Annotated in this window: 11 protein-coding genes; 6 read left to right on the top strand and 5 right to left on the bottom strand. The window is 40.7% G+C overall.

Going from position 1 to position 21,440, the window contains the following annotated elements:
• Positions 1-95: 95 nt before the first annotated feature.
• Complete coding sequence (locus F6K18_RS32410; RefSeq protein ID WP_287527090.1) at positions 96-914, top strand: inositol monophosphatase family protein; 819 nt, start codon at positions 96-98, stop codon at positions 912-914.
• Positions 915-2,550: 1,636 nt separating this feature from the next.
• Here the strand turns inward: F6K18_RS32410 and F6K18_RS32405 are convergent.
• Positions 2,551-4,326, bottom strand: a complete 1,776-nt coding sequence (locus F6K18_RS32405; RefSeq protein WP_287527101.1) for an N-acetylmuramoyl-L-alanine amidase — start codon at positions 4,324-4,326, stop codon at positions 2,551-2,553.
• Between the two features lie 511 nt (positions 4,327-4,837).
• On the opposite strand from F6K18_RS32405, the gene F6K18_RS32400 reads away from it, so the two are divergent.
• The 3 genes from F6K18_RS32400 to F6K18_RS32390 all read left to right on the top strand — a co-directional run bounded on the left by F6K18_RS32400 (position 4,838) and on the right by F6K18_RS32390 (position 9,057).
• Complete coding sequence (locus tag F6K18_RS32400) at positions 4,838-5,344, top strand: TerB family tellurite resistance protein (RefSeq protein ID WP_287527088.1); 507 nt, start codon at positions 4,838-4,840, stop codon at positions 5,342-5,344.
• 203 nt (positions 5,345-5,547) lie between these two features.
• Positions 5,548-7,236, top strand: a complete 1,689-nt coding sequence (locus tag F6K18_RS32395; protein WP_287527086.1) for an NAD(P)-binding domain-containing protein — start codon at positions 5,548-5,550, stop codon at positions 7,234-7,236.
• 603 nt (positions 7,237-7,839) lie between these two features.
• Complete coding sequence (locus F6K18_RS32390) at positions 7,840-9,057, top strand: FAD-dependent oxidoreductase (RefSeq protein ID WP_287527084.1); 1,218 nt, start codon at positions 7,840-7,842, stop codon at positions 9,055-9,057.
• A gap of 62 nt (positions 9,058-9,119) precedes the next feature.
• On the opposite strand, the gene F6K18_RS32385 is transcribed toward F6K18_RS32390, so the two are convergent.
• From F6K18_RS32385 to proX, 3 genes are read right to left on the bottom strand one after another with little or no spacing between them, the layout of a single operon-like run.
• Entirely contained in the window at positions 9,120-10,172 is a 1,053-nt protein-coding gene (locus F6K18_RS32385; RefSeq protein WP_287527083.1) for a hypothetical protein, read from the bottom strand.
• A gap of 45 nt (positions 10,173-10,217) precedes the next feature.
• Positions 10,218-11,246 carry a Glu/Leu/Phe/Val dehydrogenase dimerization domain-containing protein gene (locus F6K18_RS32380; protein ID WP_287527082.1) on the bottom strand — a complete coding sequence of 343 codons (1,029 nt, stop codon included), beginning with the start codon at positions 11,244-11,246 and terminating at the stop codon, positions 10,218-10,220.
• A gap of 60 nt (positions 11,247-11,306) precedes the next feature.
• A complete protein-coding gene (gene proX, locus F6K18_RS32375; protein ID WP_287527081.1) occupies positions 11,307-12,368 on the bottom strand; it encodes a glycine betaine/L-proline ABC transporter substrate-binding protein ProX in 1,062 nt (353 codons plus the stop codon).
• A gap of 582 nt (positions 12,369-12,950) precedes the next feature.
• Between proX and F6K18_RS32370 the strand changes: the two genes are divergently transcribed.
• Both F6K18_RS32370 and F6K18_RS32365 read left to right on the top strand, forming a co-directional pair.
• Positions 12,951-20,411, top strand: coding sequence for a non-ribosomal peptide synthetase (locus F6K18_RS32370; RefSeq protein WP_287527080.1), 7,461 nt, complete (start codon positions 12,951-12,953; stop codon positions 20,409-20,411).
• A 4-nt stretch (positions 20,412-20,415) separates the two neighbouring features.
• Entirely contained in the window at positions 20,416-20,904 is a 489-nt protein-coding gene (locus F6K18_RS32365; RefSeq protein ID WP_287527079.1) for a TerB family tellurite resistance protein, read from the top strand.
• A 217-nt stretch (positions 20,905-21,121) separates the two neighbouring features.
• Here F6K18_RS32365 and F6K18_RS32360 read toward each other — a convergent pair.
• Positions 21,122-21,440 (bottom strand): hypothetical protein (locus F6K18_RS32360; RefSeq protein WP_287527078.1); only part of this gene is annotated, 319 nt, incomplete at its 5' end.

The raw sequence follows: 21,440 nt of genomic DNA, 5'->3' as shown, positions 1-21,440 counted from the left end.
CTAAAAACTCATAAGTAATAATTTAAGTTTACTGACAGATTAATCTTCTTTCAATAAACTTTCAAACAACAATCTAGTGGGATAACAAAGCTAAAATGACAGAATTCTGGAATCAAGTTTTAAACTTCGCAGAAACAATAACTTTTCGAGTAGGAAATCAATTATTAAAAGACTTCGGAAATGTCACAGCAGATGAAAAAACCGACGGTAGTTTAATTACTAAATCCGATAAATGGGCAGATAGAGAAATTAGAGAAGCGATCGCTCGTACTTTTCCCACTCATGGAATTTTAACAGAAGAAACTCAACAGATATTTCCTAGTAATGAATGGTGTTGGATTATTGACCCCTTAGATGCTACTACAAACTTTGCTCAAGGTATACCAATTTGGGCAACTTCTATCGCATTATTGTATCAAGGTATTCCCATATTTGGTTATATACATCTGCCTCCATTACATCAATCTTATTATGGTTTTTATTCTCAAGAAAATCAGACTTATTTATCTAACCCACCCATCACCAGAGCATTTTTAAATCATCAACCAATTCAACCAAATCAAGACAAAATTACTGGCAATCATTTATTTAATCTTTGTTCCCGAAGTACCAAAATATTACCTCAAATTCCCACAAAAATTAGAATGTTAGGCATAGCAAGTTATAACTTTTTACTTGTTGCTTGTGGTGCATCTATTGCAGGAGTTGAAGCTACACCTAGAATTTGGGATATTGCAGGAGCTTGGGTAATAGCAAAAGCTGCAGGTGCAGTGTGGATACCATTAGAATCTACAGATATTTTTCCTTTAAAAATTGGCAAAGATTATTCGAGTCATCCCTTTCCTACTTTGGTTGTCGGAAATCAACAATTAGTGTCATATTTTTTGCCTTTAGTACAACCTTTAAGAAAGTAGGAGAAGGAAGAATAAAGAAGGAGAAAGGAAGAAGGAACAAGGAAGGTTGATTACCGAATAATTAAGGTTTAAAGCCGTAAGCATTTCCTGCGGAATGCTGCGCAAACAGCTATTAGCTGTCAGATATCAGGTCTTATGAGAGGATTTTAATATATAGATTTAAAGGCAGCTTTTATAGTAAAATTTAATTCTCATTTAATTAGTAAAGCTTTTATCTAGGCTGACGACTGAATGCTTACTTAAAGGCTCTCTTTTAAAGGGGAAACAAGAAGATTTTTTCCTTTGAGTAAATCCTCTTCTTTTCCAGGAGAGGTAATAATTAATAATTAATAATTAATAATTAATTGTTGAAAGATATTCCCTTGTTTTATAACTTCTATAAGTAAGTAAGCTGCCAGGTATCAGCTATCAGCTATCAGCTATTGTTTTTGATATTGATTTAAACCCTATATTAAGGGTTATTATTAAGCCAGAATCCATTCATAATTAAATCTGACCAAAGCAGGTTCCTTTGACCTTAAAGTCTATATTCATTTAAACACTTCCGTAAGCATTCAGTTATTAGCTTTATTCCCTTAAATTGGTAAGCATTCAGCTATTAGCATTCAGCTATCAGCAATGAGTAATGAATAATTAATTACTTATCAGGCTTAGAAAGGAGACTTTGCTAGTAACTTTTTATTCTTTCTCAACTTCAAAGGTTACTTTTACCTTCTCCAAGATTAATAGCTGATAGCTGATAGCTGACGGCTGAATGCTTATTTGAATTGTATGAGTTAAAAACTCAAAATAAGTTTTTATTGTGCTTAAATTTATAGGTTAAAATTGAAAATTCAGTAAAAGTTAAACTAATTTTTATTTCATTCATTAAAAAGCTGATAGCTGACCGCTAATAGCTCTTTGCATAGCATTCCGCAGGAAATGCTTACATAAGTAAAGAATAATAATGGCAGTTGCTATATATAGCAGTTTTCGAGTTTATACCTGATAAACTTTTATGTTTTTAGGGAACTCTTAACAGGGAATAAAAAATGAATAAAAATTATAAATTAGTCTAAAAATGTACCTCACGCTTTCTGAAATTTGCTGTAATTAATAATCAATCCCCATTCCAACAATATATAAGGAAAAATCGTTTAACTGGTTAATACTAAGTCATACCAAAATACTCCATATTACCAATTATATAATGTCCGGTTGAATAGCTATAAATGGGGTGCATCTCTTATGTGCAAAAATACTTTTTTCCTATATATTTCCTATTCTCTATTCCCTATTGCCTGTTGCCTAAAAGCGATAATTTTTTAGCTTTATTCTTGCATTGAGATGCACCCTATAAATGATAAAGGAGGAGTCATTCCTCAGGAGTCAGGAGGAAACAAGAAGAAGTTTTAAGGTATTAGGAAAAGAAAGTTTTTTGATCAAGATCTTATCCGGACATAATATTGTATAAAATCCATTTAATAGCACATATATCTAATGCGAGACCGATATTGAATAGAGAATAGAAAATAGTAAAGTTTCTAGCAATACTAAACGTTTAAAGGTTTAGCATTCTCTACTGGACTACTGACTCTTGACAACAAAGCCACTGGTAACTGATAACTGATAACTGATAACTGAAGTGACTCCTTCTTCAATCAACACTTTTTACCCACTCAACAATTCCATCTGCTAATGCTTTTGCTAACTTCTTTTGTTCTTGAGAATTCATAATCCATTCAAATTCATAAGGATTAATCATAAATCCTAACTCCAACAATACAGAAGGAGCTATTGTCGGACGAGCTAAAGCTAAATTATTCCAAAATACCCCATAAGAAGGTCGGTCTAATTTTTCCACTAAATAATTATGTAAAAAGACTGCCAAACTATGAGCTTGAGAATGATACCAAAAAGTACCTATCCCCTGAGTTTTTAGAGCATCGCCATAATCAGGTAAAGCATTATAATGAACTGAAAGTGCTAAATCTGGAACTTGTTGATTAATCATTTCCACGCGGTCTTTAGGATATAAATCCTCTTCTGCTTTTCGTGTCATATACACTGAAGCACCCCGCGAAATTAACTCATCCTGTAATAACTTCGACAAAATTAATGTCACATTTTTTTCCGGATAACCAGTCGGACCTCTTGCACCTAAATCATTCTCACTACCATGTCCAGCATCAATCAAAATTTTCATTCCCGTCAGAGGTTTATTAATAAAATTAATCCCACTATTTACCGCTGGAGGATGTCGCAAAACTAATCGCAAAGTTGTACCAACATATTCTAATTTATAACCCCATTGTTGCTCTGTTTTTAAATAAAATTTATACCTGACTCCCTGCTCATTTTGCACTGTTGAAGTCAAGATTGGTTGCCAATCTAATCGCTCAATTAAAGGATCATCATCTAAACGAATAGTATCAGTTTGAGCAGTAGTATTATGCAGAATTAAAGTTAAATAGCGATCGCCCTGTTCAACTGTCACTGGTACCGGTACTTGCAAAGGAAATTTGATTTCTGTTGCACCTTGAATCTGACGAGCAATAGCACTCCTAATTACCGAACGGGGTGGTGCTGCATCTGTAGATATCTTAGTCTCATCTGCTTTGATCCATCCACCATAGTCAAGTCTTAAATAGTCTCCCTCCCTTCCTGTAATCAAAGCTTTAGTACCTTTTGGTAGGGGTGTTAAACGGGAATAAGTGGTACTTGGTCCGGTTCTAGCAATTCCCTCTTCTACTGTCACCTCCGCCACCTCAAATGTAGTCGGAGAAAGAATAGTCACTTTTCCTGGTGCTTTTTGAGTCACCGTTTTACCCCTGAGACTTAGCTTAAACTCAGGTTGACCCAACTCTCCTGGTTTTTCTGCTTTCGCACAACCTTGATAATATTCTCCCGCAGAAGGAACAGGTTGATTATCTCCTGTTAATACTGCTAAATTTCCTGGTAAATTTACTACTTGAGACTGAGAAAGTAAAGGAATAGTTTGGGCAGCTAATAAAACAGAAATATTAGCATTTGGAGGAGCGATCGCCTGAAAACAAATTAATTCCCCTGGCATTCTGGCAATATCTTTTGCTGGAGTCAAAGAACCTTGACCAAAAGCTATTCCTATTGGTAAAGGTGGTTGATTTGAATTGCGTGTTATTTTTAAAATAATCTCTTCATTTTGATGGCGGACAGTAAATATATTTTCCCCTATTTGTAATGGAAAACTAGGAGCAAAATGACCAGATTTACTACGCTCATTAATTGGTTTTCCATTAACAGTAACTTCCGCTTCTGGAGAAGCTGTACCAATGAAGAAAATTCTGTCTGAAGTAGTTTTATGATTGGCTGACGGATAAGCAATAAATAAATCTTTTTGTCTTGACTCGGAGTCCTCTTGAAGTTGATTATTATCTTCATTATTTTGTGACATCGTATGTGACATGGCATTAGGGGAAATGGTAGTTATTACTCCTAAAAATATCATTAATTCTAGGGTGGATAAGCCAATAGTTTTCCTGACTACCTTGAAATTTATTGCTTTTCTAGCTATTAGCAATGGATTGAAATTTCCCATATTACTTTTTTGTTTTTTTGAGTTGATATTACTTCATTTTACTAAATTTTTCTGGTTGGAAATTTTGGCTTTAGTAAATTGAACACGCCAAGAGCGATGGAACGGGTAAAATCTCTAATTACCATAGAGTTTGATTTTCCATACAATCTCCAGAGTATCTTAGCAAACATAATACCAATGCCGATAACTGAATGCTTACTTAACTTTTAATGACTTGACAAAAGTTAACACAATTCTGTTGATTTATGTGCAGGTACTTAGTAGAATTAAACCCTAGTTGGAACTAAACTAATATTTCCAGAAGCTTCACTCAAAGCTTTGGGAAATAAACTTTCAAAAATATGAACAGTACGGGAGAAAAATGATTATGTCAATATCTATGGAAGAAGTTTATAAAATTGTTGGTCTGTGGTTTTTTCAAGATACTTTTGGGTGGCACTTGAGTGAGCTTCCTCCCAATGAGACCTATGAAGCACTTACGAAAGCAATGCTTATTTGTGCAAAAGGAGATGGGGTTCTTGCACCAGAAGAAAGAGACTGGATTATAGGTTTCTCTGCAGTTAGAGGAATGCAACCCACACTGATTGAGGAAATGAAAAAGTATGAAGCAACAGAAGATCTAGAAGAAGTTATTAGTCGTACACCTCAAGCAATTAAGGCAAAAAGAGCCGCTATATATTATGCGATTAAGGCTTGTTCAGCGGATGCTGAATATCATAAAAATGAGCAAGCATATGTTCGTAAAATGGCTGGTTTAATAGGTGTATCGGAAGAAGAAGTTACTCAGTTAGAAGCCATGTATTTTGAAGAAGAAAGACTGCGAGAAAAACGAGTTAAACTTTTATTTCCTGAGGGTCTACCTTATAGCTCTTGAAGCTAAGGAAAAAAAAACATCAGCTCCATAAAATAGACCTGATTTTAAGCTACTACTTGGAAATACCTAATCTTCCCCCAACACATCTCGGTTCAGTAAAAAATTGTAAAGGAAGCTTAGAATGTACTCAAACCATGTGATACGATTTTCCTGATCGAAAGTGTAAGAGCTTCAGAGTTTTTTTCAACATAACTTAAGATTCCATGACAGTAAAAACCAAAACAGAAGTTGATTATTTAATTATTGGTGCTGGTGCAGCGGGGTTACAACTCGCCTACTTTTTAGAACAAAATCAGAGAGATTACTTGGTACTAGATGGTGCTGAAAAGCCGGGAAGTTTTTGGCAGAAATTTCCCAGACACCGAAAGCTGATTTCAATTAATAAAGTCTACACGGGTTACGAAGAGAGAGATTCACAACTCAGATGGGACTGGAATTCATTGCTTTGTGATGACGATCAATTCTCATTTAGTAACTACAGCAAACGTTATTTCCCAGATGCTGGAGATTATGCTCGATATCTTGAAGATTTTAGTAAGCACTTTCAACTTAAGATTAAATGCGGAACTAAGATAGTTAAAATCTCTAAAAATAACCAATTCTTCGTTACTGACGATCAAGGCTATGTTTATACCTGCCGCCATCTAATTATAGCAACAGGAGTCTCCAAGCCCTATATTCCTGACATACCGGGTATTGAGCTGACCGAGAACTACTTTGATTTTCCCTTTGATCCTGAAGAATATGTTAATCAGAGAGTGTTAATCATCGGCAAAGGAACATCGGGTTTTGAAACTGCCAATCATCTAACCGAGACAGCAAGAGTAATTCATTTGTGTAGTCCCAACTCCATTAAATTTGCCTGGCAGACACACTTCTCTGGCCATTTGCGAGCAATTAATACACCGTTTTTAGATACATATATACTCAAAGGTCAGAACTCTGTACTTGATGCCAGCGTTGAGAAAATCGAATATAAAAACGGAGAGTATCTGGTCGATATGTGTTTCTCTCATGCTGATGGACAAAAAGCTGTATTAGCTTATGACCGCGTCCTTTGTTGCACTGGTTTTCAGTTCGATAGTTCCATCTTTGATGATACTTGCAAACCAGAATTAGCTATTCACGATAAGTTTCCGACAATGACCAGCGAATGGGAATCTACCAAGATTGCCGATATGTACTTTGCCGGGACTTTAATGCAGATGCGAGATTTGAACAAAACTAATTCCAATGTAATTCATGGATTTCGTTTTAATATTAAAGCTCTCAGTCAAATACTAGAACAGAAATATCATAGCAAACCATTACCATACAATACTTTACCGCTTCAGTCGCAAGCAATTGTAGATAAAGTAATTGAAAGAGTAAGTACGAGTGCAGGTCTTTTTCTCCAGCAAGGTTTTCTCTGCGACTTGATTGTGTTCTCGAAATCAAGTCAAACAGTACATTACTATGAAGGTTTACCTGTGGATTATGTACGCGATCGCGCAATCAGCATTGGCTTTACCAATGGGGATTTAGCTGAGAACGACCAGTACTATACAATTACGCTGGAGTTTGGTGAAATTGAAGGAGATCCATTCAGTGTCAAACGGGAGAAAGACCTAGATAAAGCATATTTAAGTGTTCATATACATCCAATTGTTCGACGCTTTACTAAGAGTGCTCTACTGTACGAACAGCATATTTCTGAGCATTTAGAGAATGATTGGCGACCAAACCAAGAACGCGGTGAAAAATCTGTAATTCGCTCCCTAGAATTCATCGGTCAGTCTGACTATAGTCAGTTTCAAAGCACTTATGCTCAAAAACTTATTGAGTTTTTTGAACAGGAAATTAGCTTTACCAAACCATTTGTCCCACCTGCTTTAGTCGAAGCAACAAAATGACGATCGAACTGTTAAAAAAAGTCGTCTAATTCACAAAATATCTTGGTGATAAGGTGGTCTTAATTTAAATTATATTGTTCTGAGCTGAGACTGAATTCTTAAAGCCTACTCTCAGCTTTTTTTCTGGCTTTGTCCAATCTGCAGAGTATCAGTTTTCCATGGTTTAAAAAAAATTCAGTTTTTCAGCTAATATCTGAACGTGAGGTTCACTCAACAGTTTAATTAATGCTCGACCTGCTATAGGGCGATCGCGTAGCGGTGCGTAGCACTATCGCCACCCTTCCTATAATATCTGAACGTGAGGTTCACTCAACAGTTTAATTAATGATCAACCTGCTATAGGGCGATCGCGTAGCGGTGCGTAGCACTATCGCCACCCTTCCTATTTCATCTAAAATCAAAAAAAAATACATTACGCACGACGAAATTTACTATAAAAATCAGGAGTCAGGAGAAAATCATAGTGGTCATAATTCAATACGGTTTTGCGCTCTGCACTACCACAAATAGCTGGTAAGATGAATATCGAGTAACCAGATATGGCGATCGCCCGATTATATAATTTATAATACTACCGGACACCAGAATTTAGGTAGAAACTTAATGGCAGAAACAACAGCAGATTTCAATGCAGATGTAGTTATTATTGGTGGTGGTATTGCGGGTCTGGCAACAGCTTATTACCTCAGCCAGAAACAACATCTACAAATTATATTGCTAGAGAAAGAGTCTATCCCCAATCCCAACAACAGTTCCTATGGCGATGAACGGATGTATCGCCGAATGTATTCTAATGAATATCTATCAGAATTGCAAGAGGAAAGCTTGAAAGAGTGGAAAACCCTTGAAACTCAACATGATTGTCAATTACTGAGACAAAATGGCTTGCTCTTCTACGGGGAAGCTTGGGATGAAGAAACAATAGAAGGGAGTATTCCAGGTGCTCGTCGGGTGATGGAAAAGAAAGGGATTCCATTTGAAGCCTTAAATGCGGAACAACTCCAACAACGTTGGCGAATGCGTCCTAAACCAGATTTTATCGGTTTGTTTGAAAGCACTTCCGGTATGGTTTGGTCTACAAAAGCTATTGAGCTATTTCGATCTCAAGCCGAAACTAATGGCGTATCTATTCACACTGGAGAAGAAACTGTTAGTCTCAACGTGACTATTTCCGGTTCAGTTGAAGTCAAAACACAATCAGGAAATATATTTATAGCCAAACAAGTTGTTTTAACGGCGGGACCTTGGACTAATGATTTACTCAGCTCATTTACAGATCCCCTCAATTTAGAAATTTGGCCGATGTTATGGGGACACTATCGGGTGGAAGAGACTTTACGAGATCAGTTCCCACAATGGTTCTGTTTTCAGCAAGAAAAGCCAGATAGTAACGATGGTGGACTCTACTACGGATTTCCTTGTCATACTCCTGAAACATCACTTATCAAAGTTGGGATTGATTGGTGTCCGCCAGAATTGCGGAGCAAAACCATGAGTACATTTGTAAGAGAACCCGATTCAGAGCTTGCGCAGTTACTCGATCAATTCCTTCGTAATAATTGGGATGGAATTAAGGAGTGTGTGGGTCTGTATTTTAGTCCATACACGATGACAAAAGATACTTTATTTGTGCTAGATCGGCTTCCCGGATATCCACAAATTAGTCTTTTTACAGGTGGATCGGGTCAAGCGTTTAAGTTTACACCACTTTTAGGCAAGTTGCTTGCTGAGTTAGTTTTAGATCAGCCCCCCTCTTTTGATTTATCTCCCCTCAGTGCTAGTCGGGAGTGTGTTAAGCCGTTGTCCACTGTTTCTGCATAATCTTTGAAAATTGCCAGGATGCCATGAATTGAGAGAACATTCAGCATCCTGGTTGTGCTTATTTATGCTTTGTAAATGCGAAGATGGGTGTGTGAATAATCCATTGAAAACTGACTGGGATTTTCTCGAACCCTAGCGGTAAATCTTGCGTAAAATTGGTTGACAATATCTAAAACATCTTCATGGGAGCGATTAGTGAATGCATTTCGGAAAGTATGCTCACTCCAAGAACGAATTGTTTGGGTAAGTCCTTGGGCAAATTTCTCAGTGTCCCCATCTTCTTCGTACTGAGATCGATAAGGACAGGGAATTAAGATGGTTTGTATCTCCCCTAATCTTAACCCAGCTTGATAAACTTCACTTTGGGAATCTTCAAGACAGGCAATAAATTCAGCTTCTGTTCGGTAATAATTTTGGAATGTAGCGTCAACATACTCCTCTGGCTTAATTAAACCCTCAATCTGCATTTGTTTCCAAATTTCGTGCAGAATATCGTGCATATTCAAGTCTACCTGATTGTTGCCTAGATAACGCCCTTTTCCATCTGTGGATAAGTTGGCACTGACTATTTGCCCCCCTGATTTGAGTTCTTTCGCCCTAGCTAGAAGAATAGTAGTCCAGTCAAGCTGTGATTGGGCTTGGAACATTGCTTTATCTTCCCCTTGTTCACAAGCATTAATATGGGTATGGTAGGTTAGATGTTTAGGCAACTTACTTAACCAGTGCATGGCTGTGGAAGAGAAACCAAAGTCTAGACTATTGGGAGGACACACAGGTTCATAAAATGAGCGTGGAACCATTGAAACGACTAGATTTTGATCGTCTTGCATTAAAAAGGATGAAGTTTCACCCAAAGCATTAAAATCATTACTGGGTAAATCACTCAATATTGCTTCAATAAAAACCCCGCTATTTTGTTTTTTGATTGTATCAAAAATTTGCTGCCATAATCCTTGGGTAGTACCGCCATCTGCAATACCGTAATCAGCTAGTCTTACTTGTGAACTGTTTTGGATGGATTGGATTGCTGTTGTGACTAAATCCCCAGCAGCTTCGAGGCAAAGTTTTGCTCCAAGTGTGTTGAGTGAGTAGTCAGATGCCATATAAATTGCCATATCAGATATTCTCCAATGATGATGATTTTTTTTCTGCTTTTGGGTTTAATTTTTCTCTAAAAAATCTGGCATTTGACATCCCACTCTGGGTTGTTTATCTGCTGCTGAAATCAGGGTTGATATGACTTGTTCGTAGGATTCTTCGCTATTGGTTAGCTCTGTCACAAAAATCTTGACTTTTTTTTCAACTATTTCTTGAACAAATGCATAAATATAGCAGGGGTCTACTTGCTTGAAAATTGATGGGGCATAAAACTCGATTGAGTCGCAAATAACAGCACCAGCACTACTAATTGATTCCGGAATAAAAGTGATGGATTTTGCCTGTAAAATATCAAGTACCGAAGGTTCACTTAGGGGAACATTAGCAGAACCAACAATATATTGACACTGCAAGGAATCGGCAATTTCTGGTGTAATTAGACCACTGATGGAACAAGGAACTAATGCATTACAGGGAATATCCCACCAGTTATGATCCTGTGAGATATTCTTGCAATTTGGAAGATCGGCTCGCTGGGGTACTATATCATAAGTCATGATACTTGCTCCCAGTTTTTGGAGACCTAGAGCAGTAGCTTTACCCACCTTTCCCGAACCATGAACCAGAAAAACTAAGCCCTCAAGATTTTTTCCAAAAATACCTTGAATACTACCCACTACACCATAAGCTGTGGCAATACTCGGGTCAACTTGAGAATCTAGAGATGCCAGAATATAAGGACAGTGATTTCTGAGATATTCCATGTCCTCCAAGGAAGTATTTAAGTCACAACCAGTGTACATCAAACCGTTAAGCTCATTCAGCATAGAACCGATAAAACTCAATAGCTCTTTCTTGCAGGCTTGACAATCGGCCATCGCTACAACAATTTTACCACCGCTAAAACCTGTATTGTACAGACGATGTTTATTGGTCATAACGAGGGACAAATTTCTACAGTCCTCCCAAGCAAGTGTCTGAGATTTATAAGTTTTGACCCTCAATCCACCGTTACTGGGATGACTCAGGGTTGGTCTGTCTAACCCAATAAAGCATTGCAAACCATCTCTATCTTTTTGAATAATTTTCATCTAAACTAAATTTGTTCTATTTATTATGGTGGATTATATTACAAAGGTTAAAAAAAAACATCAATTCTCTGACAAATTTGTTCCTGTCTTTCTTGCTTCTTCTAGCCAGCTATCAAACTTATCTTGATTTTTCTTGACCCATTCTTCTGCATGGCGACGGATATCTTCTGAGTTACTTTCACCATCTTGTACGAGTTTTTGTTGAGCGTTAACATCTTCAATAGGAATTGAAACCAGCTCAAACAGACGTTTGGCGGCTGGATTAACTTGCAAAAATTTATTGTTTGCTACTATCCGCACTCTATCAACCGCAATACCTAGATTTTTTCCATCTAGCATAGTTTCTTGTTCCGACACTTCTCCCTGTTCTTTTGGTAGAGAAGTAAAAGGCACTTCTAGCCAGATTGCATCCTTACCAGGTTCTAACACTGCAGGTACCCAGTGAGGAGTGTAAACATAATAGAGAATAGGTTTTTCCAGTCGGTTGCGAGCTACTACATCTGCCAACAAAATATCATAATTACCTTGATCGTGTTCAACGGTATCCCTCAGTCCATAGACATCCAAGTGATGCTCAATCACTAATTCACAACCCCATCCAGGATTACAACCTGCTAAGTTAGCTTTGCCATCACCATCTGAGTCAAAAAGTTGGGCAATTTTGGGATCTTTAAGTTGCTCTAAGCTGATAATTTTATATTTATCAGCAGTTTTTTTGTCAATTTGATACCCTTGCAAAGCATTATCAACAATAATTCCCACCCGCTTGAATTTATCTTCGCCTCCGTTTTCTATAAAAAATTTATTTTGGAGTTTTTCCCAATGATCGGTGTAGAAATCTAATTCTCCGTTACTAACAGAAATATGCACTACGGGAACACTGAGCTGTTTGACGGGTTCAGTTTGATAACCAAGCTTTTCTAGACCAATATTAATAATTTCTGTTAAAAATGCTGCATAGGTTGTGATACTAGAGCCAGAGCTTACTTTTACCCCTTTACCCGGCATCGTTTTGTCTGTTGATTCAGGATTAGATTGGATAGTCGGTTGACAAGCAATTAAACTGATTGACAACAAAGCTAGAACTATTTTTAAGCAGTGTTTTTTTCTTTTTCGTTTCATTTTCATCCTTTAAGCTAGTTTTAGTCAAGCAATGGCTTAATTTTATTCCACAGAGCTAGTGGGTATCCTAATGGTGTTTATGAGAAACCTGACATCAAGGTATAAACCATAAATTTTAAAAATCTCAAAGCTATACACAGTATGATTTTAGGCAATTCAATTTAACACCATATCATAAAATGAAGCTAATTGATTTGAGATTTTTCAATCGGCCAAATGGACTTTAATTATATAAGAGCTGATTTATAAAGTAAATCTTAAATTAGCTAGTCCCTTGACCATGAGTTGGATTAATGAGCCATAAATCATTGCTTCACTTACATCTGAATAGACTTCATAATCCTTACATAGCGCGCCTAAATCTATTTAGCCACCCAAAAGTACGTTCAACAATAGCAATTTTTCATTGACTTTGAATTCAGGCATAGTGAATAGCTAAAAAATAGTCATCTCAAGGACTTAGATTCAGAAAAAAAATAACTCAACTCAGGTAATTCTACCAGGATTCTGGGAAGTTTATCTAAGTCGCGATCGCCCAATACAGTATAATAGGATTTAAACCGCCGAAAAGACCAGTATATAGTGAACTTACAAAAGCGAATAGAATCTCTAGAAGTTAGAATATATAGTCCTTCCGACTTTCCTCTTGCCCAGTTGAGTCAAACCGAACTCGACAGTTTACTCACATTAATTAACTCTAGGAATCTAGAATCAATCTATCCCTTGTCCCCGATGCAAGAAGGGATGCTGTTTGAGAGTCTCTATGCTCCCGAATCAGGGGTTTATGTAGAGCAATTGCTGTTGAAAATTAGTCACTTGCAAATTGATATCTGGCAGCAGGCTTGGCAACAAGTAGTGCAGCGGCACTCAGTTCTACGTACCTTCATTATTTGGGAGCATCGGCAACAACCCCTACAAGTGGTACTCAAACAGGTAGATTGGTCTTGGCAGCATCAAGATTGGCGAGACTTATCAGTAACGGAGCAACAACAGCAGTTAGAAGCCTTGTTGGTAAGCGACCGCCAACAACGTTTTGCCCTCAATCACCCTCCTCTGATGCGGTGGTATCTAATTCGGCGAGAGGATGAGAACTACCAATTGGTCTGGAGTTTCCACCATATCCTGGTAGATGGTTGCAGTCTACAAGTAATCTTCCAAGAACTATTGAGCTTATATCAAGCCTCTAGCCAAGGTCAAAGCTGTACTCTGGCACCGGTAACTCCCTACCGAGACTACATTGCTTGGCTACAGCAGCAACAGCCATCTCAAGGTGAGGTATTTTGGCAGGAAAATCTACAAGGCTTTACAGCCCCCACTCCCCTGGTAGTAGACCGAACTCCCTCTCAACCAGGACTTACGCAAAGCCCCCTAAATCCCCCAATTATGGGGGACTTTGACATCATTCCCCCCCAAAATTGGGTTAGGGGGGCAAAACCAACTAAACTTCGTAAGTCCTATCAACAACAGCAGCCATCTGGCTACCAAGAGCTGGAGTGCTATGTAGAAGCCTCACTAACAGCAGCCCTCCAATCCTTAGTCAAGGAGCATCACCTCACCCTCTCAACTGTGGTGCAAGCTGCTTGGGCTTTACTGCTATCTCGCTATAGTGGGGAATCAGAGGTAATGTTTGGGGTGACGGTTTTTGGTCGTCAGGCTAATTTCCCAGGAGTAGAAACGATAGTGGGGCTGTTGATGAATACCTTACCATTGCGGGTGAAAGTGCCAACAGAAGCTGAACTAATCCCTTGGCTAGAACAATTACACTCCCAGCAAGTGGAGTTAGAGCAATACTCTTTCAGCCCTCTGGTAGAGATTCAGAAGTGGAGTGAGGTTCCAGCCGGAGTCCCCTTGTTTGAGAGCATTGTGTTTTTTGAGAACTATCCACTGGGTAGTTTGTTGCAAGAAGAGTTAATTCAACCTCTAGAAATTGAGCAAATAGAATCTTTTGGACAAACTAACTATCCTCTGACGGTGATTGGAATACCTGAGGAAAGATTGCGCTTAAAAATTTACTACGATTGTCAGCACTTTGAAGCAGAAACGATTAACCGGATTTTGGGGCATCTACAAACCTTGTTAACTAGGATCGTGACAAATCCAGAGTCGTCAAGGTTGGGAGAGTTACCGTTGTTAACTGCACAAGAGGAGCAGCAGTTATTAATAGAATGGAACCAGACTGCTACTGATTATTCCGCTTCTAAGTTGATCCAGAAGTGCTTTGAAGAACAGGTGGAGCGCACACCAGAAGCGGTGGCTGTAGTATTTGAACAACAGCAACTAAGCTATCGGCAACTTAATCAGCGTGCCAATCAGTTAGCTCATTACCTGCAAACCTTAGGAGTAGGACCAGAAGTCCTGGTGGGTATCTGTGTAGAGCGCTCAGTTGAGATGGTAGTGGGACTGTTGGGAATACTCAAAGCTGGTGGTGCCTATGTGCCTCTCGACCCCAGCTATCCTCGACAGCGGTTAGCTGACATGCTCTCGGAAGCAGCAGTACCAGTATTACTCACCCAGCAATCGGTGGTAACCTCCCTGCCAGAAAATTGTGCTCAGATAGTTAATTTGGATAGCGATTGGGACATCATCGCCACAGAGAGCCAAGAAAATATCCTCAGTGGCATCACCTCAGAGAATTTAGCCTATGTGATTTTTACCTCTGGGTCTACTGGCACGCCCAAGGGAGTAATGATTTCTCACCATGCGATCGCTAATCAAATGTCTTGGATGCAGACAGTCTTCCCCCTAACCCAAGAAGACAAGGTACTCCAGAAAACTCCTTTTAGTTTTGACGCTTCGATCTGGGAGTTCTATGCACCTTTGTTAGCAGGAGCTCAATTAGTGATGGCTAGACCTGGAGGTCATCAAGACAGTGCTTATCTAATTGAGTTAATTGGTCAACATCAGGTCACGATTGTGCAAGTTGTCCCCTCCTTGTTACAAATGCTCTTAGCCACAGAGGGATTTGAACGCTGCCAATCCCTCAGACGAGTTTTTTGTGGAGGAGAGGCATTAGCAACGAAGCTAGTAGAGCAGTTGAGTCAGATTTTGCCAGTGGAAATATACAATCTCTACGGACCAACTGAGGCAACTATCAATACTACCTGCTTTAAGTGTGAGCAGCAACTATATCAAGGAAGTGCTCCTCTGGGTCGTCCGATTAGCAACATGAAACTCTACATTCTTGATCGCCATCGGCAACCCGTGCCGATCGGTGTGCCAGGAGAGTTGCACATTGGTGGTGCTTGTCTAGCCCGAGGCTACCTCAACCGTCCTGAGTTAACTGCCGAAAAATTCATCCCCAACCCCTTTGGGCAGGAAAAATTTTACAGTATATTATACAAGACCGGAGACTTAGTCCGCTACTTACGAGATAGGAATATTGAATTTATGGGTAGAATTGACCATCAAGTGAAGTTGAGAGGATTCCGTATAGAGTTAGGAGAAATTGAATCACTCCTATCTAACCAGGAGCAAGTAGAACAGGCAGTGGTCATCCTCAGGGAAGATACTCCCGGCAACCAAAAGTTGGTGGCGTACCTAGTCAGCCAGTCAGAGGTGGATATTGCTCAACTCAGGGATAGTCTGCAACAGCAACTGCCAGAGTACATGATTCCCTCGGCCTGGGTAGTATTAGACAGACTACCCTTAACCCCTAATGGCAAAGTAGACCGCAAAGCCCTACCAAGACCAGAGATAGAATTAACAGAAGGAGAATTAGTTGCGCCCCGCACCCCTAGTAAAGAAATTATCGCCAATATCTTCGCCTCAGTCCTGGGAGTGAAAGCAGTGGGCATCTACGATAACTTCTTTGCCTTGGGAGGACATTCCCTCTTAGCTACCCAAGTCATTTCCCGTCTACGGGAAGCCTTGCAAGTGGAACTACCCTTGCGCTCCTTGTTTGAAGCTCCCAGTGTAGCTCAACTAGACCTGAGTTTGAGGCAACAGCGTTTTACTCAGGAGGGACTGAAAGTTCCCCCCATAGTCTCAGTGGCAAGCCATGAGGAACCCTTGCCCCTATCCTTTGCCCAAGAAGGACTGTGGTTCCTGAACCACCTTGACCAACAAGGAATTGTCTACAACCTCCCCTCAGTCTTGCATCTGAGGGGTTCCCTCAACCGAGAAGCACTCTCGTGTAGCCTCCAAGAAATAGTGCGCCGCCATGAAGCGCTGCGAACTAACTTTCACCTGGTGAATAATCAGCCTGTGCAAGTGGTACAGTCAGCCACAGACTGGAGTCTGCCCTTGATTGATCTGAGTAGCTTAGAGCCTGAGCAAAGGACTTTACAAATCAAGCATTTGGCAGAATTAGAAGCTAACCAACCCTTCCAACTAGAGTCTGACTACCTGCTCAGGGCACAATTAATTCAAGAAACTGCTAGCTCCCATATTCTACTCCTGACGATACATCATATTAGCTTCGACGACTGGTCGATGAGAGTCTTAGTGGAAGAATTGAATCAACTCTACCCAGCCTATGCCCAAAAGCAACCATCGCCACTAGCTGAGTTAGACATACAATACAGGGATTTTGCCATCTGGCAGCGGCAGTGGCTATCGGCAGAGGTGTTAAATCAGCTGCAAAGCTACTGGCAGCAGCAGTTAGCCGAACTACCCCTACTAGAACTACCAACGGATCATCCTCGTCCAGCAGTGCAGACTTTTCGAGGAGCGAACTTACCTCTGGAAGTACCAGTAGCACTAACCGAGAAACTACGAGAACTAACTCAAACAGCTAACGCTACTCTGTACATCAGCCTGTTGGCAGTATTTGTCGGCCTTTTGAACCGTTACACTGGGCAAGAAGAAATTGTGGTCGGCTTACCCATTGCCCATCGTAACCGAAAAGAGCTTGAACCCTTGATTGGCTTTTTTGTTAACACTTTGGTGTTAAGGGTAGACCTATCTACTGACCCCAGTTTTGAGGAGTTACTGGGTCAAGTGCGGCGGCTGGCCTTAGAAGCTTATGAGCATCAGGACATGCCCTTTGAGAAGCTAGTAGCAGAACTACAGCCAGAGCGAGACTTAAGCCGCAACCCACTGGTGCAAGTAATCTTCACCCTCCAGAGTACGCCAAGAGAGGAGTGGCAGTTGCAGGAACTAAGTCTGACCCTAGTCAACTCTGAGGTGCAAATGGTGCAGTTTGACCTGGAGGTTCACTTGTGGGAAGTAGAAGGGGGACTGAAGGGGTTTTTAGCTTACAGCATTGACTTGTTTGAGCAGGGTACAATTGAGCGGATGTGGCAGCACTATCTGAACCTGCTGGAGGCAACAGTTACCAACCCACAACAGCCAGTATCGAAGTTGCCCTTGTTAACGGCACAGGAGCAGCAGCAGTTATTAGTAGAATGGAACCAGACTGCCAGGGATTATCCCGCTAAATGTCTCCAGGAGTTGTTTGAAGAACAGGTGGAGCACACACCAGAAGCGGTGGCGGTAGAGTTTGAACAACAACAAGTGAGCTATCGCCAACTGAATCAGCGTGCTAATCAGTTAGCCCACTACCTGCAAAAGTTAGGAGTAGGACCAGAAGTACTGGTGGGTATCTGTGTAGAGCGCTCAGTCGAGATGATAGTGGGGCTGTTAGGAATACTCAAAGCTGGTGGTGCCTATGTGCCTCTCGACCCCAACTATCCAGCAGCAAGATTGGCTTATATGCTCTCGGATGCCGGGGTGTCAGTATTATTAACTCAGGAAAGGTTGTTGTCATCCTTACCAGAATCTGCAGCCGAGATTGTCAGTTTAGATCGGGATGGGGAGCGTATTGGGGGAGAGAGCGAGGAGAACCCCGTCAGTGATGTCAGTCCAGAAAACTTGGCTTATGTGATTTACACCTCTGGTTCTACAGGTAAACCCAAAGGAGTAGCGATCGCTCATCGTAGTTTAGTCAATCTTATGTATTGGCAGCAACAGCAAGGGATTGCCTCCCCAGAAGCCAAAACACTACAATTTGCCCCGATTAGCTTTGACGCTTCCTGCGAAGAAATCTTCTCCACCTGGTGTACTGGTGGCACTCTAGTACTAGTTTCCGAGGAAATCCGACGGGATAGCTTTGCCCTGATAGAATACCTAGTTGAGCATCAAATCGAGAGACTGTTTGCCCCCTTTGTGGTCTTGCAGCAATTGGCAGCAGTAGCTCCCCACTGCCGAAATCTGCCCCAGTTAGCTGAAATCATTACAGCAGGGGAACAATTGCAGATCACGCCAGAATTAGTGGAATTGAACCGACGCCTGCCTGATTGCCGAGTGCAAAATCAATACGGCCCGTCAGAGAGCCATGTCGTTTCAGCCTACAGCCTCGAAGGTAGTGCCACCACTTGGCCGACCCTGCCCCCCATTGGTCGTCCGATTGCTAATACTCAACTCTACATCTTGGATAAAAACATGCAGTCGCTCCCTATCGGTGTGCCAGGAGAATTGCACATCGGTGGTGTAGGGTTGGCACGGGGTTATCTGAACCGGAGGGAACTAACCCAAGAGAAATTTGTACCCAATCCTTTTTCTGGGAAAGGGGAAGCACGACTCTACAAAACTGGGGACTTAGCACGCTACCGACCAGACGGGAATATTGAATTTCTGGGTCGCCTGGACGAACAAGTGAAAGTTAGAGGTTTCCGCATCGAACTGGGTGAAATTGAAACATTACTTAGCCAGCACCCGCAAGTAAGTCAGGCAGTGGTAGCCGTAAAGGGAGATCAAGCCAATGAGAAGCGTTTAGTGGGATACATTGTCTTGAGGGAGCAAGAAAAGATACCCTCTCAACAGCTGGGTCAGTTTCTCAAGGAACAGTTACCGGAATATATGGTACCTGCAACGTTTGTGGTTTTGGACAAACTGCCTTTAACTCCCAGCGGCAAAGTGGCTCGCAAAGGCTTGCCAGCACCAGAAGTGGTATGGAAAGAAGGAGAGTTTGTTCCCCCTCGCAATCAGGTGGAGCATCAACTGGTGGAAATCTGGTCAGCAATTTTTAATTTATCTTCAGTGGGGGTTCGAGATAACTTCTTTGATCTTGGCGGTCATTCGTTGTTAGCTGTCGCTTTAATCAGTCGCCTCCGGGAACAGTTTGGTCAGGAGTTATCCCTAGCGAGTATATTCCAAAACCAAACTATCGAACAACTGGCAACGACTCTGCACGAGTCAAGAGATTTCTCTTTTGGGTCTACTTTACTACCGATTCAAACTGAGGGGGTTAAAATACCTTTCTTCTGCGTATCTGGTGGTATTGGTTCTGCTTTCTATTTTCAGATGCTAGCACGTCATTTAGGTTCAGACCAACCATTTTACGGTCTGCAAGCTGTTGGTCTTGATGGTCAATCAGAACCTCATACACGAATAGAGGATATGGCGGCTGACTACATCGAAGCAATTAAGTCTATTCAAACTGAGGGGCCGTACCTGTTAGGAGGTCATTCTTCTGGGGGACATGTAGCTTTTGAGATGGCTCAACAGTTACAAAAACAGGGGGATAAAGTTGCTCTATTAGTCATCATTGATGTCAGTGCGCCAGATCTCAGTTACAAAATGGCGATGGAGCAGTTTACCTCTTGGGATGATGCCACTTATATCGTCAATTTAGCGGTAGTATTGGAACAGTTATTTGAGAAAGAGCTAGAGGTATCAACTGAAAGTCTCCAACCTCTCTGTTTAGAGGAGAAAATCAACTATTTCAGCAATCAGTTGCAAAAACATGGGGTATTACCACCGGAAGCTGGCATTGAACAGGTTCGGGGCTTAATAAATGTTTATAAAGCTACTTTCTCAATGTCCATCAAGTATTTGCCCCAAGAAGTCTATCCGACTCCCATCCTCTTATTCAAAAGGAGTGATGAATTTTCACAGGAGATGAAGAGAAAAGCGCAGTTTGAACAAATTAATGACCCGGAAAATATGAAGGATTCGGTCTGGGGTTGGGGTGAGTTTGCTGATGGAGCAGTAGAGCTTGATTTTGTTCCTGGTAACCATGTTACTATGATGCGAGAGCCAAATGTTCCGGTTTTAGCTGAAAAGCTAAGATCTGGCCTGGCAAGAGTAAATTATAAAGGGTGACACAATGACTACTGAAACAAGTTATAAACAGACACCATATGGCAAGAGGATGTATAACGTCACTGGACCTATCAATGTTGATGTGGCGAAGAACTATCTGAGAGTAGTAGTCGCGATCGCTAGTGCTGATGGCGAGTTAGCACAGAAAGAATTAGATTGGTTTCTGGAAGAACAGCAGCTGCTGGGAACACCATCTGACCTGATCAAAGAAAATGTCCTAAATTTCGATGGAAAAAATGCGGACATCGAAGAGCTATTGGGTGGTATGCATTATGATTTTTCTCTAAATTTTCGCTGTTGTATGTTGTACCAAGCGATCAAAATGAGCCGTGCCGATGGAGTGTATCACGAGAAGGAAAAAGCCGCTGTTGCTCGAGCCGCGCAACTGTTAGGAATTGAACAAAAAGTACTTGTTAGTATTGAGTCTTTGGTAGAAATAGAAGAGTCGGCAGCTCGGCTACGATTTGCGATCTTTGAAACTGACGCTGAATAGTTTAGCGTGCTAGGTTGACATCTCCCCCGGTGAAACAGGGGGGACCAAAGAAAGTTTTGTGTAAGCATTTAGCTTTCAGCTTTCAGTCATCAGTTTATGCGCTTTTAGCTGACCGCTGACGGTTGACTGCTTACAGTTTTGTTCCCTGGGGAGATAGGGGCATAATCATACCCATAATCAGCAACGGTAATCAATAAATCTTGCTTTGATAAATCCCTTATAATTCAGTTTTCCATGCTTTAGCTAGACAAAATTTAAGTTTTTCAGCTAATACCATTACGTGAGGTTCACTCAACATAGTGATATGACTTCCAGGAACAACATGAACCTCTACCGGTTGAGTAGAAAACTGGTTCCAACCCCAAGTTGGGTCGCTGGTAATTTCACCAAGCATTTCCAGCGCTTCCTCATAAACTTCGCTAGTGCGGAACAGAGTAATCGGACCAGGATAACCTCCCTGTGGGAGATAACTCATAAAAGCAAGTTCATCACCTTTAATCGTTTGAACAATGCCACGCACTCGTTCAATTCCTGAA

It is taken from the genome of Okeania sp. SIO2C2, from assembly GCF_010692625.1.
In the GTDB taxonomy this organism is placed as follows: Bacteria; Cyanobacteriota; Cyanobacteriia; order Cyanobacteriales; family Microcoleaceae; genus Okeania; species Okeania hirsuta.
Note: the sequence above shows the minus strand (reverse complement) of the source record. Positions and strands in the feature narration are given on the sequence as shown.